13 protein-coding genes are annotated in these 14,888 nt (G+C 72.3%); 2 read left to right on the top strand and 11 right to left on the bottom strand.

The window, feature by feature from the left end; all coding sequences use genetic code 11:
* Nucleotides 1-41: 41 nt before the first annotated feature.
* From ABWI07_RS04395 to ABWI07_RS04365, 7 genes are read right to left on the bottom strand one after another with little or no spacing between them, the layout of a single operon-like run.
* A complete protein-coding gene (locus tag ABWI07_RS04395; protein ID WP_149261785.1) occupies nucleotides 42-719 on the bottom strand; it encodes a response regulator in 678 nt (225 codons plus the stop codon).
* Nucleotides 716-3,262 (bottom strand): DUF4118 domain-containing protein, encoded by a 2,547-nt coding sequence (locus ABWI07_RS04390; protein WP_353817686.1) that lies wholly within the window; start codon nucleotides 3,260-3,262, stop codon nucleotides 716-718. The genes ABWI07_RS04395 and ABWI07_RS04390 overlap by 4 nt, the downstream gene beginning before the upstream one ends.
* A 16-nt stretch (nucleotides 3,263-3,278) precedes the next feature.
* The gene (locus ABWI07_RS04385) at nucleotides 3,279-4,193 is read right to left on the bottom strand and encodes a potassium-transporting ATPase subunit C (protein ID WP_353817685.1); all 915 of its coding nucleotides are present in this window, start codon (nucleotides 4,191-4,193) and stop codon (nucleotides 3,279-3,281) included.
* Complete coding sequence (gene kdpB, locus ABWI07_RS04380; protein ID WP_502912785.1) at nucleotides 4,190-6,364, bottom strand: potassium-transporting ATPase subunit KdpB; 2,175 nt, start codon at nucleotides 6,362-6,364, stop codon at nucleotides 4,190-4,192. The genes ABWI07_RS04385 and kdpB overlap by 4 nt, the downstream gene beginning before the upstream one ends.
* Nucleotides 6,364-8,025, bottom strand: coding sequence for a potassium-transporting ATPase subunit KdpA (kdpA, locus tag ABWI07_RS04375; RefSeq protein ID WP_149261789.1), 1,662 nt, complete (start codon nucleotides 8,023-8,025; stop codon nucleotides 6,364-6,366). The genes kdpB and kdpA overlap by 1 nt, the downstream gene beginning before the upstream one ends.
* Nucleotides 8,026-8,115 carry a K(+)-transporting ATPase subunit F gene (gene kdpF / locus ABWI07_RS04370; RefSeq protein WP_149261790.1) on the bottom strand — a complete coding sequence of 30 codons (90 nt, stop codon included), beginning with the start codon at nucleotides 8,113-8,115 and terminating at the stop codon, nucleotides 8,026-8,028.
* Nucleotides 8,112-8,243: a hypothetical protein gene (locus ABWI07_RS04365; RefSeq protein WP_268843276.1), complete on the bottom strand. Its 132-nt coding sequence runs from the start codon at nucleotides 8,241-8,243 to the stop codon at nucleotides 8,112-8,114. Before ABWI07_RS04365 ends, kdpF begins: the two co-directional genes overlap by 4 nt.
* 137 nt (nucleotides 8,244-8,380) lie before the next feature.
* Between ABWI07_RS04365 and ABWI07_RS04360 the strand changes: the two genes are divergently transcribed.
* Both ABWI07_RS04360 and ABWI07_RS04355 read left to right on the top strand, forming a co-directional pair.
* Nucleotides 8,381-10,240, top strand: coding sequence for a glycoside hydrolase family 15 protein (locus ABWI07_RS04360; protein WP_149261791.1), 1,860 nt, complete (start codon nucleotides 8,381-8,383; stop codon nucleotides 10,238-10,240).
* Nucleotides 10,237-10,722: a hypothetical protein gene (locus tag ABWI07_RS04355; RefSeq protein ID WP_353817684.1), complete on the top strand. Its 486-nt coding sequence runs from the start codon at nucleotides 10,237-10,239 to the stop codon at nucleotides 10,720-10,722. The genes ABWI07_RS04360 and ABWI07_RS04355 overlap by 4 nt, the downstream gene beginning before the upstream one ends.
* 49 nt (nucleotides 10,723-10,771) lie before the next feature.
* Here ABWI07_RS04355 and ABWI07_RS04350 read toward each other — a convergent pair whose 3' ends face one another.
* The 4 genes from ABWI07_RS04350 to ABWI07_RS04335 all read right to left on the bottom strand — a co-directional run bounded on the left by ABWI07_RS04350 (nucleotide 10,772) and on the right by ABWI07_RS04335 (nucleotide 14,861).
* On the bottom strand, nucleotides 10,772-11,347 hold the full coding sequence (locus ABWI07_RS04350; protein ID WP_353817683.1) for a dihydrofolate reductase family protein: 576 nt from the start codon (nucleotides 11,345-11,347) through the stop codon (nucleotides 10,772-10,774).
* A 145-nt stretch (nucleotides 11,348-11,492) separates the two neighbouring features.
* Complete coding sequence (locus tag ABWI07_RS04345; RefSeq protein WP_149261794.1) at nucleotides 11,493-12,497, bottom strand: NAD(P)H-dependent flavin oxidoreductase; 1,005 nt, start codon at nucleotides 12,495-12,497, stop codon at nucleotides 11,493-11,495.
* A gap of 402 nt (nucleotides 12,498-12,899) precedes the next feature.
* A complete protein-coding gene (locus ABWI07_RS04340; protein ID WP_353817682.1) occupies nucleotides 12,900-13,772 on the bottom strand; it encodes an alpha/beta fold hydrolase in 873 nt (290 codons plus the stop codon).
* Nucleotides 13,773-13,883: 111 nt separating this feature from the next.
* Nucleotides 13,884-14,861 (bottom strand): aldo/keto reductase, encoded by a 978-nt coding sequence (locus ABWI07_RS04335; RefSeq protein ID WP_149261796.1) that lies wholly within the window; start codon nucleotides 14,859-14,861, stop codon nucleotides 13,884-13,886.
* Between the last annotated feature and the right edge of the window lie 27 nt (nucleotides 14,862-14,888).

Raw genomic sequence — 14,888 nt, 5'->3', positions numbered from 1 at the left:
GACCCTGGAGGCCTACGCACGCTGAGCACGGAGCGGGCGCGTCAGGGGTTGTAGCGGTAGCCCATGCCGGGCTCGGTCAGGAGGTGCCGGGGACGGGTCGGGTCCGGTTCCAGTTTGCGGCGGAGCTGGGCCATGTACTGGCGGAGGTAGTGGCTTTCCCGGACGTACTCGGGCCCCCAGACCTCCGTCAGCAGGTACCGGTGCCCGATCAGTTTGCCGGGGTTGCGCAGCAGGATCTCCAGCAGGTGCCACTCGGTCGGCGTCAGGCGCAGGGTCGTGCCGTCGGACGCGGTGACGGTCTTGTTCACCAGGTCGACGGTGTGGTCGCCCACGGAGGCCGTGGGGACGGCTTCGCCGGGTCTGGCGCGGCGGGTGACGGCGCGGATGCGCGCGATGAGCTCCTCGACGGTGAAGGGCTTGGTGACGTAGTCGTCGGCCCCGGCGTCGAGGGCGTCGACCTTGTCGCGGCTGCCCGCCCGCCCGGACAGGACGATGATCGGGACGTCGGTCCAGCCGCGCAGGCCGTGGATGACGTCGAGGCCCTCGATGTCGGGCAGGCCGAGATCCAGGACGACGAGGTCGGGGCGGGCGGTGCCGGCGAGGCGGAGCGCGGCGGTGCCGTCGGCGGCGGTCTCGACGTCGTAGTGGCGGGCGCGCAGGTTGATGCGCAGGGCCCGCAGGATCTGGGGGTCGTCGTCGACGACGAGCACGCGGGTCATGGGCCGTCCGTCCGGGTCGCGCGGGGAAGCGAGACGGTCATTGTGAGGCCGCCGCCGGGGGTGTCCTCGGGGATCAGCTCACCGCCCATCGCCTCGGTGAGCCCGCGGGCGAGGGCGAGGCCGAGGCCGGAGCCGGTGTGGTTGTCGCGGTCCGACAGCCGCTGGAACGGCAGGAAGATCCGGTCGTGGTCGGCAGCGGGGACGCCGGGGCCGCGGTCGGCGACACGGAGCTCGACGCGGTCCCGGAGGGCGCCCGCGGTGACGAGGACGGGCCTGCCGGGCGGGTTGTAGCGCAGCGCGTTCGTGATCAGGTTGACCAGGACCCGCTGCAGCAGCGCCGGGTCGGCCTCGACCTCGGGGAGGTCGGCCGGGATCCGGACGCTGACGTCGTGGCCTTCGGGTCCGGCCTCGTCCAGGGCGCGGGGGACGACCTCGTCCAGGGCCAGCGGTCGGGCGGCCATGCCGAGGGCGCCGGCCTGCAGGCGGCTCATGTCGAGGAGGTCGGCGACGAGGCGGTCGAGCCGGTCGAGGGACTCGGCGGCGGTGTCGAGGAGTTCGGCGCGCTCCTGGGGCGTCCAGCGGATCTCGGTGTTGCCGAGGCTCTCGACGGCGGCCTTGGCGGACGCGAGGGGGGTGCGCAGGTCGTGGCTCACGGCGCTGAGCAGGGCGGTGCGCATCCGGTCCACGGCCTCCAGCGGCCGGGCCCGCTCGGCCTCGGCCTCCAGCCGCTGCTGTTCCAGCGCGGCGACGGCCTGGACGGCGAACGCCTCCAGGATGCGGCGGTCCCCGGCGGTCGGGATGCGTCCGCGCAGGGCGAGGGCGAGGCCCTCGTCGAAGGGGATCTCGGTGTCGGCCTCCTCCGGGGTGGTGCAGGGACGTCCGCCGACCGCGGCGATGACCTTCCAGTCGGCGGTGCCGCCGTGGCCGCCGGGCGCGGGCAGGGCGCCGGGGACGCGCTCCAGGAGGGTGACCGAGTCGAGCCCGAAGGTCTCCCGGAGGCGCCCGAGCAGCGCGTCGAGCGCGCGCTCGCCGCGCAGGACGTTGCCGGCGAGGGTGAAGAGGACCTCGGCGTCCGCGCCGAGGCGGGTGGCCTCGCGCGATCTTCGGGCGGCGAGGTCGACGACGGCGCTGACGGCGGCGGCCACCACCAGGAACACGCCGAGGGCCAGCAGGTTCTCGTGCTCGGCGATGGTGAGGGTGTGCAGGGGCGGGGTGAAGAAGTAGTTCAGCAGGACGGACCCGGTGACCGCGGCGATGAGCGCCGGCCACATGCCGCCGACGAGCGCGACCCCGACGATGGCGGCGAGGAAGAACATGATGTCGACGGGCAGGGAGAACGCGCCGCGCAGTTCGGCGAGGGTGAGGCTGAGCAGCGGGAGGCCGAGGACCGCGAGGACGAACCCGGCGAGCCGGCGGCGCGGCGCCAGGCCGGTGTCCGCCGCGCGATGGTGCCGCAGGCCGCGGTGGGCGTGCTCGTGGGTGACCATGTGGACGTCGATCGAGCCGGACAGCGCGGTGGTGGCGACGCCGACGCCGGGGAACAGTGCCTGCGCGAACCGGTTGCGGCGCGAGACGCCGAGGACGAGCTGCGTGGCGTTGACGGCGCGCGCGAACTCCAGCAGCGCCTTCGGCACGTCGTCGCCGACGACCTGGTGGTAGGTGCCGCCGACGCTCTCGACGAGGTCGCGCTGGCGGGCGAGCCGGTCGGGGCGGGTGCCGGAGAGGCCGTCGCCGCGGATGACGTGCACGGCGAGCAGGTCGGCGCCCTTGGTGCGGGCGGCGATGCGGGACGCGCGGCGGATCAGGGTCTCGCTCTCGGGCCCGCCGGTGAGCGCGACGACGACGCGCTCGCGGGCCTCCCAGGTGCGGGCGATGCCGTGGTCGGCGCGGTACCGGTCGAGCTGCTCGTCGACCTTGCCGGCCAGCCACAGCAGGGCCAGCTCGCGCAGGGCGGTGAGGTTCCCGACCCGGAAGTAGTTGGACAGCGCCGCGTCGATCTTCTCCGGCGGGTAGACGTTGCCGTGCGCCATCCGGCGGCGCAGGGCCTCGGCGGACATGTCGACCAGCTCGACCTGGTCGGCGCGGCGCACGACCTCGTCCGGCAGGGTCTCGCGCTGGGCGACCCCGGTGATCTGCTCGACGACGTCGTTCACCGACTCCAGGTGCTGGATGTTGACGGTGGTGACGACGTCGATCCCGGCCTCCAGGATCTCCTCGACGTCCTGCCACCGCTTGGGGTTGCGGCTGCCCGGGACGTTCGTGTGCGCGAGCTCGTCGATCAGGGCGGCCTGGGGCGCACGGGCGATGACGGCCTCGGCGTCCAGCTCGGTGAACTCCGCGCCGCGGTAGGTGAGGGCGCGGCGCGGGACGATCTCCAGGCCGTCGAGGAGCTCGGCGGTGTGGACGCGGCCGTGGGTCTCGACGAAGCCGACGACGAGGTCGGTGCCGCGGGCGACGCGCCGCCTGCCTTCGGCGAGCATGGCGTAGGTCTTGCCCACGCCGGGGGCGGCCCCCAGGTAGATGCGGAGCAGCCCCCTGGCCATGGTCGGTCTCCTCCGTTCAGCCCCGGTACGGGGCGGTCCTGTCGAGGTCGATGTTGAGCTGGAGGACGTTCACCGCGGGCTCCCCCATGAACCCCAGCGCGCGCCCGGCGGTGTTCCCGTCGATCAGCGCGCGGACCCGGTCGACGCTCAGGCCGCGCGCCCGCGCGACGCGTCCGGCCTGCAGTCTCGCGTACGCGGGTGAGATGTGCGGGTCGAGGCCGCTGCCGCTCGCGGTGACGGCGTCGGACGGGACCGCCGGCCGCGCCGGAGCCCCGCCTCGGACGGGGATGATCCGGCCCTCGTCGACGTCTTCGCCCGCGGCGCGGCACTCGACCTCGACTCCACGGTACGTCGCGAGGAACGGCGTCGCGGGGCACGCCTCGTTGACGCTGACGACCCGCGTCGGGCGGACGACGGCGCCGCTCGCGTCGCGCGGACCGATCACGGAAAGCACGGCGCCCACGCCCCCGCCGGTGCAGTACGGACGCGCCCCGTCCACGCCTTCCCGGGCGCCGATCGCCTTGCTGCGCGCGCAGACCTGGGTGAGGAGGCTCTGCCGGGCGTTCGGGTCCGGTTTGCCCGCCTTGACCAGCGTGGGGTCGGGGGGGACATCCACGACGTCCTCGGGACCGAGGTTGCTCGCGCCGGACGCCGCGGGGTCGTAGCCGTCGCCGGCGGCGGACGGGCGGCCCTGGAAGTACTGCTTGAGCGGCTCGCCGTGCCCGTCGGTGAACCTCTGGCCGATCAGTGCGCTGCCGGCGGCCCTGCCGTCCACGACGACGCGGGAGCCGTCGGCCCTGTGCCGAAGGCCGGGCGCCTGGGCGACGGCGGTGACGGCCAGCGGGTAGAGGACGCCGCAGACGGCGGTGAAGACCAGCAGCGCGCGGAGGGCCGCCAGATGCCGGCGGGCCCAGGCGGGAAGCGTGTTCATGAGATCCCCGGAATGAACTGGACGATGAGGTCGATCACCTTGATCCCGGCGAACGGGGCGAGGACGCCGCCCAGCCCGTAGAGGGACAGGTTGCGGCGCAGGAGCCGGGAGGCCGAGGTCGGCCGGTAGCGGACGCCCCGGAGCGCCAGCGGGATCAGCGCGACGATGACGAGCGCGTTGAACACGACCGCCGAGAGGATCGCCGACTCCGGGCTGGTCAGCCGCATGACGTTCAGCGCCTCCAGGCCGGGGAACAGCGACACGAACAGCGCCGGGATGATCGCGAAGTACTTGGCCACGTCGTTGGCGATGGAGAAGGTGGTCAGCGCGCCCCGGGTGATGAGGAGCTGCTTGCCGATCTCGACGATCTCGATGAGCTTGGTCGGGTCGGAGTCGAGGTCGACCATGTTCCCGGCCTCCTTGGCGGCGGAGGTGCCGGTGTTCATGGCGACGCCGACGTCCGCCTGGGCGAGCGCGGGCGCGTCGTTGGTCCCGTCGCCGGTCATGGCGACGAGCCGGCCGCCCTGCTGCTCGGCCTTGATGAAGGCGAGCTTGTCCTCGGGCCGGGCCTCGGCGAGGTAGTCGTCCACGCCCGCCTCGTCGGCGATCGCCCGCGCGGTCAGCGGGTTGTCCCCGGTCACCATGATCGTCTTGATGCCCATGGCGCGCATCCGATCGAACCGGGCGCGCATCCCCTGCTTGACGACGTCCTTGAGATGGACGACGCCGAGCACGGCCGCGCCGGGCGTCCCGTCCGGGCCGGGGCGGGTCTCGCCGACGGCCAGCGGGGTGCCGCCCGCCGCCGCGATGCCGTCGGCGACCTCCGCGAGCGCGGGCGGCACCTGCCCGCCCTGCTCGCGGACCCACGCGGCCACCGCCCCGGCGGCGCCCTTGCGGAGCCGGCGCCCGTCGAGGTCGACGCCGGACATCCGCGTCTGCGCGGTGAACGGGATCCAGTCGGCGTGCGCGAGCTCGCCCGGAGACCGCTCCCGCAGCCCGTACGCCTCCTTCGCGTAGACGACGATGGAGCGGCCCTCGGGCGTCGCGTCCGCGAGGCTCGACAGCTGGGCGGCGTCCGCGAGGGCCTCCTCGGTGACGCCGCCGACCGGGACGAAATCCGCCGCCTGCCGGTTGCCGAGGGTGATGGTGCCGGTCTTGTCGAGGAGCAGGGTGTTGACGTCGCCCGCGGCCTCGACGGCGCGGCCGGACATCGCCAGGACGTTGCGCTGCACCAGCCGGTCCATCCCGGCGATGCCGATGGCGCTGAGCAGCGCGCCGATCGTCGTCGGGATCAGGCAGACCAGCAGCGAGACGAGCACGACGCCGGTGACGCCGTTCCCGTCCAGCGCCGCGCTGTCCGGGACGCCTGGGTTGTCGGCCTTGGCGTAGATCGCGAACGGCTGCATGGTGGCGGTGGCGACCAGGAAGATGATCGTCAGCGCGGCCAGCAGGATGTTCAGCGCGATCTCGTTGGGCGTCTTCTGCCGGGCGGCGCCCTCCACCAGACCGATCATCCGGTCGATGAACGACTCGCCGGGCCGCTGGGTGATCTCGACGACGATCCGGTCGGACAGCACCTTCGTCCCGCCGGTCACCGCGTTGCGGTCGCCGCCCGACTCCCGGATGACCGGGGCGGACTCCCCGGTGATCGCGGACTCGTCGACGCTGGCGATGCCCTCGACGACGTCGCCGTCCCCCGGGATGATCTGGCCCGCCTCGACCACGACCACGTCACCGCGGCGCAACTCCGCGGCCGGGACCTCCTCCTCGTCCAGGGCGGCGGCACCGGGCGTCCAGCCGCGCAGCCGGCGCGCGAGAGTGCCCCGCTTTGCCTTGCGCAGCGTCTCGGCCTGGGCCTTGCCGCGCCCCTCGGCGACCGCCTCCGCCAGGTTCGCGAAGAGCGCCGTCAACCACAGCCACACCGCGATCAGGACCGAGAACGACGACGGGTCCGCGATCGCCAGGACCGTCGTCCACACCGCGCCGACCTCGACGATCAGCATGACGGGGTTGCGCCACATGACGCGCGGGTCGAGCTTGCGGAGCGCGGCAGGCAGCGAGACGAGCAGCTGCCCGGGGTCGAGCAGGCCGCCGCCCACCAGGTCCGACGCGGGACGGCCGCGTGCGGGGCGCCGTCCGGACGGCCTCGTCCGGAGGTTTCGGGGGGACATCAGTGGATCCCTTCGGCGAGCGGCCCGAGGGCCAGCGCGGGGAAGAACGTCAGGGCGACCAGGACGACCGCCACGCCCACGACCAGGCCGACGAACTGCGGGCGGTGGGTCGGCAGCGTCCCGGCGGACGCGGGGACGGGGGTCTGGCGGGCCAGCGAGCCCGCCAGCCCGAGCACGAGGACGATCGGGAGGAACCGGCCGAGGAGCATCGCCAGGCCGAGCGCGACGTCGTAGAACCAGGTCGCGGCCGACAGCCCGGCGAACGCCGACCCGTTGTTGTTGGCCGCCGAGGTGAACGCGTACAGCACCTCGGAGAAGCCGTGCGCCCCGCCGTTCAGCATCGACCCGCGCGGGCCGGGGAACGCCATCGCGATCCCCGCGCCGACCAGCACCAGCGCGGGGGTGACCAGGAAGTACAGCGCCGCGAACTTGATCTCCCGGGCGCCGATCCGCTTGCCGAGGTACTCGGGCGTCCGGCCGACCATCAGCCCGGCGACGAACACCGCGATCACGGCGAGGATCAGCATGCCGTACAGGCCCGAGCCTGCGCCGCCCGGCGCGACCTCGCCGAGCATCATGTCCACCAGCAGCATCCCGCCGCCGAGGCTCGTGTAGGAGTCGTGCGCGGAGTCGACGGCGCCGGTGGAGGTGAGCGTGGTCGCGGCGGCGAACATCGCGGAGCCGATGACCCCGAAGCGGGTCTCGGTGCCCTCGGCCGCCGCGCCCGCCGCCTGCGGGACGGTGCCGTGGTGGACGGCCTGCGCCGCCGCCGTCGCGCAGACGGCGATCAGCGCCAGGACGGCCATCACCGCGGCGATCGCGTACCCCTGCCGCTTCTGCCCGACGAGCCGGCCGAACGTGCGGGGCAGCGCGGACGCGATCAGCAGCAGCAGGAAGATCTCGATCCAGTTCGTCCAGGCCGCGGGGTTCTCGAACGGGTGGGCGGAGTTGGCGTTGTAGAAGCCGCCGCCGTTCGTCCCGAGTTCCTTGATCACCTCTTGCGAGGCCACCGGCCCGCCCGGGAGCGCCTGCCGCTGCCCGGCGATCGTGGTGACGGCGTGCGGATCCGCGAAGTTCTGCACGACGCCGCCCGCGACCAGCACGACCGCGCCGACGGCGGCGACGGGCAGCAGGATCCGCAGGGTGCCGCGGGTGAGGTCCACCCAGAAGTTGCCGAGTTCGCCGGTCCGCTGCCGGGCGAACCCGCGGACCAGCGCGACCGCCACGGACATCCCGACCGCCGCCGACACGAAGTTCTGCACCGCGAGCCCGGCCATCTGCGTCGGGTAGCCCATCGTGGACTCGCCGGAGTAGGCCTGCCAGTTGGTGTTGGTGACGAAGCTGACGGCGGTGTTCCAGGCGACCTGGTCCTCCACGCCGCCGAGGCCCAGGCTGTACGGCAGCAGCCCCTGAAGGCGCTGCAACCCGTACAGCACGAGCACCGACACCAGGGAGAACGCCAGGACGCTGCGGGCGTAGACGCCCCACGTCTGCTCGACCTCCGGGTCCACGCCCATGACCTTGTAGAGGGCCTTCTCCACCCGCAGGTGCCGGGGCGAGGAGTACACCCGGTACATGTGGTCGCCGAGCGGCACGTGCACCGCGGCGAGCGCCAGGAGCAGGGACGCGACGAACACGATCCCCGCGGTCGTGGAACCCATTCAGAACCTCTCCGGGAAGAGCAGCGCGACCACGAGGAGGACGACCAGCCCGACGGCGAGCACCAGCCCCGCCGCGTTCTCGACGCTCACAGGCGCCCCACCGCCTTCACCACCAGCGCGAGCACCGCGAACACCGCGATGGTCAGCGCCACGAGCACCACGTCTGCCATGACTCCGAGTCCCTGCCGTCTCGTCCGGCGCCGCGCGATCCACGGCACACCCCGCAGAAAACACCCGTCAGCAGGACAAATGGCTCATCTTGACGCCTTCCTTACGCCCGACCGCGCGATCTTCACGCGCCCCCTACGGCCCTCCCCTTCCCGGGACGGCCGGAACCGGATGAGATCCTGGTTCCATGAGAGTCAGCGGTCCGCCCGTTGACCCCCCGCCCGGCCCCGGAAGCGCGACGGCCTTCCGGAGGGACGGCTACGCCCGGCTGCGCGACTACGCCGTGATCGGAGACGGGCGGAGTGCCGCACTGATCGCCGCCGACGGGTCCGTGGACTGGCTGGGAATGCCGGACCTGGACTCCCCCTCGGTGTTCGCCGCCGTCCTGGACCCCGCCCGAGGCGGCCGCTTCCTGCTGGAGCCGGAGGAGCCCTACACGGTCGCGCGCCGGTACCTCCCCGGGACGAACGTGCTGGAGACGACGTTCACCACCGACCGCGGCAGCGTCCGGGTCACCGATGCGATGACCCTGGATGCCGATGGGGCCCTGGGGCCGATGCGGGAGGTGCAGCGGCGCCTCGACGGCGTGGCCGGAACGGTACCGCTGCGCTGGAGCGTGCAGCCGCGGTTCGGCTACGGCGCCCACCGGCCACGCATCACCAAGCGGGCCGGTACCCCGGTCGCGGTGGCCGGAGCGGACGCGCTCGCCGTCTGCGCCTGGGACGCGGGAGAGCCCGAGTGCACCGACCGGTCGATCAACGGCCGCTTCGATGTGCGGCAGGGAGGGCGGGCCTTGCTGGCGATGCCGCTCGCCCACCAGGAACCGCTCGTCCTTCCGACCCGTTCCGAGTGCGATGCCCGCATGGACCACACCATCGCGGCGTGGCGCGACTGGGCCCGGGCCCGCTCCTGCGGCGGCAGGTGGCGGGACGCCGTGCTGCGCAGCGCGCTGGCGCTCAAGCTCCTGATCTTCGCGCCCTCGGGGGCGATCGCCGCCGCGGTGACCTCCTCGCTGCCGGAGCAGGTCGGGGGCGAACGGAACTGGGACTACCGCTTCTCCTGGGTCCGCGACTCGGCGTTCACCCTCGACGCGTTCCTGAGGCTGGGATGCCCCGCCGAGGCGGACGCCTACTTCTGGTGGCTCATGCACGCCTCCCAGCTCACACATCCGCGGCTGCGGGTGCTCTACCGGCTGAACGGCGGCGGCCACGCCCCGGAACGGACGCTCCCCCTCGACGGGTACCGCGGCTCCAGACCGGTGCGGATCGGCAACGCGGCGGGCGCGCAGACCCAGCTCGACACCTATGGCGAGCTGCTGCAGACCGGGTGGCTGTACGCGGGCGCCGCCGGACGGCTCGACGCGGACATCGCCCGGCGCCTCGCGGAACTGGCCGGCTTCGTCTGCGCCGCCTGGCGGGAGCCGGACTCGGGGATCTGGGAGGTGCGCAGCGCTCCCCTGCACTTCACGCAATCGAAGATGATGTGCTGGGTCGCGCTCGACCGGGCGATCGACCTCTGCGAGCGCGGCCTGATCCCCGACCGCGGTTCGGCCCATTGGCGGCAGGCCCGCGCGCAGGTGCGCGACTTCATCGAGACGCGCTGCTTCTCCTCGCTCCGCCACTGCTACACGCGCTCCGCCGACAGCCCGGAGCTGGACGCCGCAGTGCTGCTCGGCCTCCTGCACGGGTATGCGCGTCCCGGCGATCCCCGCATGCGCTCCACGGTCGATGTGCTGGATCGGGAACTGCGCCACGGCCCGTTCGTCGACAGGTACTCGGGCGAGGACGGGGTGAGCGGCACCGAGGGCGCGTTCCTGGCCTGCTCCTTCTGGCTGGCCGAATGCCTCGCCCGCACCGGACGCATCGAACAGGCCACGGCGCTGATGGACGACCTGGTCGGGCTGGCCAACGACGTCGGCCTGTACGGAGAGGAGATCGATCCGGCCACCGGCGCCTTCCTGGGGAACCTGCCCCAGGGACTGAGCCACCTGGCGTTGATCAGTGCCGCGTGCGCCATCGAGTCGATCACCGGGGAGGCGGGCGGGTGAGCGCCTGGGGGACCGCCGCGGGCGCCTTCGTCGGCACGCTGGTGCTGACCACCGTCCTGCGCACCGCCAGCGAGCTCCGGCTCACCCGCATGGACCTGCCGTTCCTGCTCGGGACCGCCGTGACCGCCGACCGGGGCCGCGCCAAGGCGCTCGGCTACCTCGTGCACTTCGCCAACGGACAGGTGTTCGCGTTCGTCTACTACGCGGTCTTCCTCGCCATCGGCCACGCCGGCTGGTGGCTCGGAGCCCTCTTCGGCCTGGTGCACGGACTGTTCTCCGGCACCGCGCTGGTGAACATCCTGCTGCCGCTGGTCCACCCCCGGATGGGCAGCCCGCTGACAAGCGCCCCTCGGGTGGCCCTCCTGGAACCCCCGGGCTTCCTGATGCTCAACTACGGGCCCACCACCCCCCTGGTCACCGTCCTCGCCCACGTCGGCTACGGCGCCATAGTCGGAGGCTTCACCACACTCGGCTCAACCTGACCCCCAACCCGACCCTCGGGTTGGGGGCGGTCGAGCCGCTGGGTGGTGGTCAGGTGATCGTGTAGGTCAGGTTCACGAGGCCGTCCGGGAGGGGCTGGACGTCGCGCAGTTGGAGTGTGTGGCGGCGTTCCGTCGTCCCGAACAGCGACTTGGCCTCACCGGCGATCAGCGGGTACACGATGAGCCGGAGCTCGTCCACCAGTCCGGCGTCGATGAGGCTCGCCGTGATCCGGGCTCCGCCCATGAGGTAGATGTCCTTGCCGGGCTGCCGCTTGAGCTCCGCGATCTCCTCCACCTTGCGGAGGAAGCGGGTCTGCGGCCAAGCGGCCGAGGTCACGGTGCTCGACAGGACGTAGTGCGGGGTCCGCTCGGCGAAGCGGGACCATTCGATCTCGCCCGGGGTGGGGGTGTGGCCGGTCAGCGGGTGGGGCCCCTCCGGCTTGTCCTTGAGCGCGGTCCAGTACTGCTCGTAGCCGGGGTACATGCCCGCCCCGATCACGACCGCGTCCACCTGGGGCGTCAGGCCGTAGTCCTCCGACCAGGCCGGTACCCAGTCCGCGTATCCCTCCGGGCCCTCCACCTGCCCGTCGAGCGAGGTCTTGAAGGCGGCGATCAGCTTGCGCACGTCGTTCTCCCTGGTCGTTACCGCCGGTGGACTTCACCGGCGGTTCGACCCACCGACGAACAGGGCGCCCGCGCATCGACATCCTCGTCAAAGAACTTCGGGCGAAACCCCGGGCATGACGGAGGGGCGCCGTGCAAGTGGGCGGCTAGCCACGCAGGGCCCTGGTGGCTTGGTCGGCGATGGTCGCGACGATCTCGGCTGCGGACGCCCGGTCGCGGACCAGCCCGGCGCTTTGCCCGGCGTACAGGGCCAGGGCCGTGAGGTCTCCGCTCATGCCTTCGACCGGCACCATGTCGTCGTAGCGCATGTGGGTGCGGCCCTGGGCATCGCTGGCAATGGCCGCGCCCTCGCCTGGGCGGTCGGGCCTCGCGGGGCTGCCGGCCTCCTCCCAGGCGGTGAGGGTTGTGTTGCGCAGCGCGCGGTGCGGGGCGTTGGGCCAACCGCCGTCGAAGCACCTGGTGTGGACGCTGTCCTCGGGAGCGGCGCGCACGACGGCGTCCCGGTAGACCGGGTGGCTGGCGGCCTCGTCCGCGGTCAGGAACCGGGTGCCCAGCCAGCCCGCCTGCGCGCCGAGCATCAGAGCCGCGGCCAGCCCGCGTCCGTCCGCGATGCCACCGGCGGCGATCACCGGGGTCGGGCCGACCGCGTCCACCACCGCGGGCACCAGCGACATGGTGGTGACCTGGCCGCGCACATGGCCGCCGGCCTCCCAGCCCTGGGCCACCACCGCGTCCACGCCCGCGCGGACCGCGTCCACGGCCTCGCCCACCGAGCCGATGGTGTGCACATGCAGCGCACCGGCCTCGTGCACGCGAGCGGTCACGGCCTCGGGGGCTCCCCAGAAGGTGGAGATGACAGGCACCCCTTCGGCCAGGCAGGCCGTCAGGACGTCCTCTACGTCGAAGTCGAGGACCAGGTTCACGGCGAACGGCCTGTCGGTGAGTTCGGTGACTCTCCGGACCTGCCGCACCGCCTCAGCGGCGTCGACCCACGTCAGCGCCAGCGTGCCCAGCGCTCCCGCCGCCGAGACCGCCGCCGCCAGTTCGGGTGTCGCGGCCGATCCGATCGGTGCCTGGATCACCGGCACCGCTATGCCCAGCCGACCGCACAATGGCGTCGTCAACGTCCCGGCCACTCCGGCCCCCTCCATTGGTCAGACCTTTGACGGCCAACGGATTATACCTGCACCGAAAAATAGGCATTGACGCTGGGGCCCCGTGACGGCAATCTTGGACATGCATTGGCACTGGACTCTTTGTCGCAACCGCTCCAGCGAACTGCTTCGAGGCGGTGAAATGTTCACTTCCCTACTTGCATCCGGCGCGAAGAAGGACCGGGTCCAGTTGCTTTCGCCGCGGACTGTTGAGCGATCTCGGCAATCCCAAAATGGCCGTCTTCTTCAGTAGCCTGCTGCGCCGCCCGTCAATTCGCCGCGGCTTGGACATGGTGACCGGGACAATCCTGGTAGCCCTGGGAATCAGGGTGGCGGTCGAACCTCGGTGACGCAAAGACGGCGCCCGCTCCTGAGATCCCCGTTCTGTGCGGCATAGGCTCACAGGTGGCCGCCAGGCTGCGCCGCCCAATGGGCGATGAGCGCGGCGGCGAGGTCGGCCGCCCTCTCGTCGGGGAAGAAGAGCTTGGCGCCCTCCAGCTCGACGACCTTTGTCACGCCGGGAATGGTGTTTCGAAGCCGGTAGGCCCATTTCAGCGGGAAGAACTTGTCGGCGGTGCCCCAGACGATGAGCGTGGGAACGCGCAGCCGGGCGAGGTCGGGATCGATCGCCGGCAGGTCGCGGGCATGGAGGGAGAGCAGGAACCGCTCGAACCGGCGGGCCGATTCGCGAGTACCGAAGATCGGCTCCAGATAGGCGCGGACGACCTCCTCCGGCAGCGTCCGGACATCCTGATACCCGCTGCCGTAGACCCGCCTGCGCGCTCGCGGCAGGTCGCGGAGCATTCTCGGAGCCGTGCGGGCGAGCAGCCCGGCGCGCGCCAACATGATCACTGGCAGGAGCGCCCTGGGCGGCAGGTTGCCGTGGGTCTCGCAGTTGGTGAGGGTCAGTGTGGCGAGCCGGTGGGCGTTGCGGGCGGCGAACGTCTGGGCGATCGCGCCGCCCGTGTCGTTCGCGACGAGGTGGAAGCCGTCCAGGTCGAGGGCGTCGCAGAAGTCGCCGACGAAGCGGGCGAGCCCCGGCAGGGTGAAGTCCTGGTCCGGTGCCGCCGGCGTGGTGCCGTGCAGCGGCAGGTCGGGGACGACGCAGCGGCGGTCCAGCCGCTCGACCACGTGGCGCCAGAGGTAGCCGCTCGTGGCGAGACCGTGCAGGAAAAGGACGGGCGGCCCGTCCCCGCCGGTATCGGCGTACCCGACCGGCCCGGAGGCGGTCTGGACCCTTTGGCGGTGGCGTTCGAACTCGTCGGGCGTCATGAACCCTCCCAGGGCGGCACCTACCGCCCCACAAGTCGGCCGGGTGAATAGACCGACAGTCGGTCTGGTTTGCCAGACCGACTGTCGGGCGTCTCTTCCGGGGCGGTCGGCTCAGCCGTTCAAGGTGGCCATGAAGGGGGCCGGCCAGCGCTCACCCGCGGCGGCTCCCGGCGGGAACGTCTCGGCCAGGAGCCTGCGGTCCTCCTCGGTCAGTCCGACGTCCAGCGCGGCGGCGTTCTGCTCGACCCGTTCCGGCCGGGTCGTGCCGGGGATCGGGACGGCGTCCGGTACCGAGGCGAGCACCCACGCCAGCGCGACCTGCGCGGCGGTGGCACCGCGGTCAGCGGCGATCCGCTGGACGTGCCCGACCAGTTCGCGGTTGCGGACGAGGCTGTCCCCCTGGAAGCGCGGGTTGGTGCGCCGGAAGTCGTTCTCGGCGAGGTCGTCCGGGCCGCTGATGCTCCCCGTGAGGAACCCGCGGCCAAGGGGGCTGTAAGGAACGAAGCCGATGCCCAGCTCGTGCAGTGTCGGGATGACCTCGGCCTCCATGTCGCGGCTCCACAACGAGTACTCGCTCTGGACGGCCGTCAGCGGATGGACGGCGTGGGCGCGGCGGATCGTGTCCGCCGACGCCTCGCTGAGTCCCAGGTACCGCACCTTCCCCGCCTCGACCAGTTCCGCCATCGCCCCGACGGTGTCCTCCACCGGAACCCTCGGGTCCACCCGATGGAGGTAGTACAAATCCACATGCTCGACGCCGAGCCGCCTCAGTGACCCGTCGATGGCCCAGCGCACATGCTCCGGACGCCCGTCGGGGACAGGACCGTCCGGCGAATACGAACCGAACTTCGTGGCCAGTTCGACTCGGTCGCGCCGCCCGGCGAGGGCCTTCCCAAGTAGCGCCTCGTTGCTCTCGGGCCCGTAATGGTCGGAGGTGTCGAAGAAGGTGACACCCAGCTCAAGTGCCCGGTCGATGGTGGCGATGGCGCGCTCCTGCGCGACCGGGCCATAGCCGAATGTCATTCCCATGCAGCCGAGGCCCATGGCGGAGACCTCCGCCCCCTGGCTGCCCAACGCACGCCTCAACATTCGAATACTCCTTGGCTTTGGGGGATG

Origin of the sequence: Actinomadura sp. NPDC000600, from assembly GCF_040492135.1 — a bacterium.
GTDB lineage: Bacteria > Actinomycetota > Actinomycetes > Streptosporangiales > Streptosporangiaceae > Spirillospora.
Note: the sequence above shows the minus strand (reverse complement) of the source record. Positions and strands in the feature narration are given on the sequence as shown.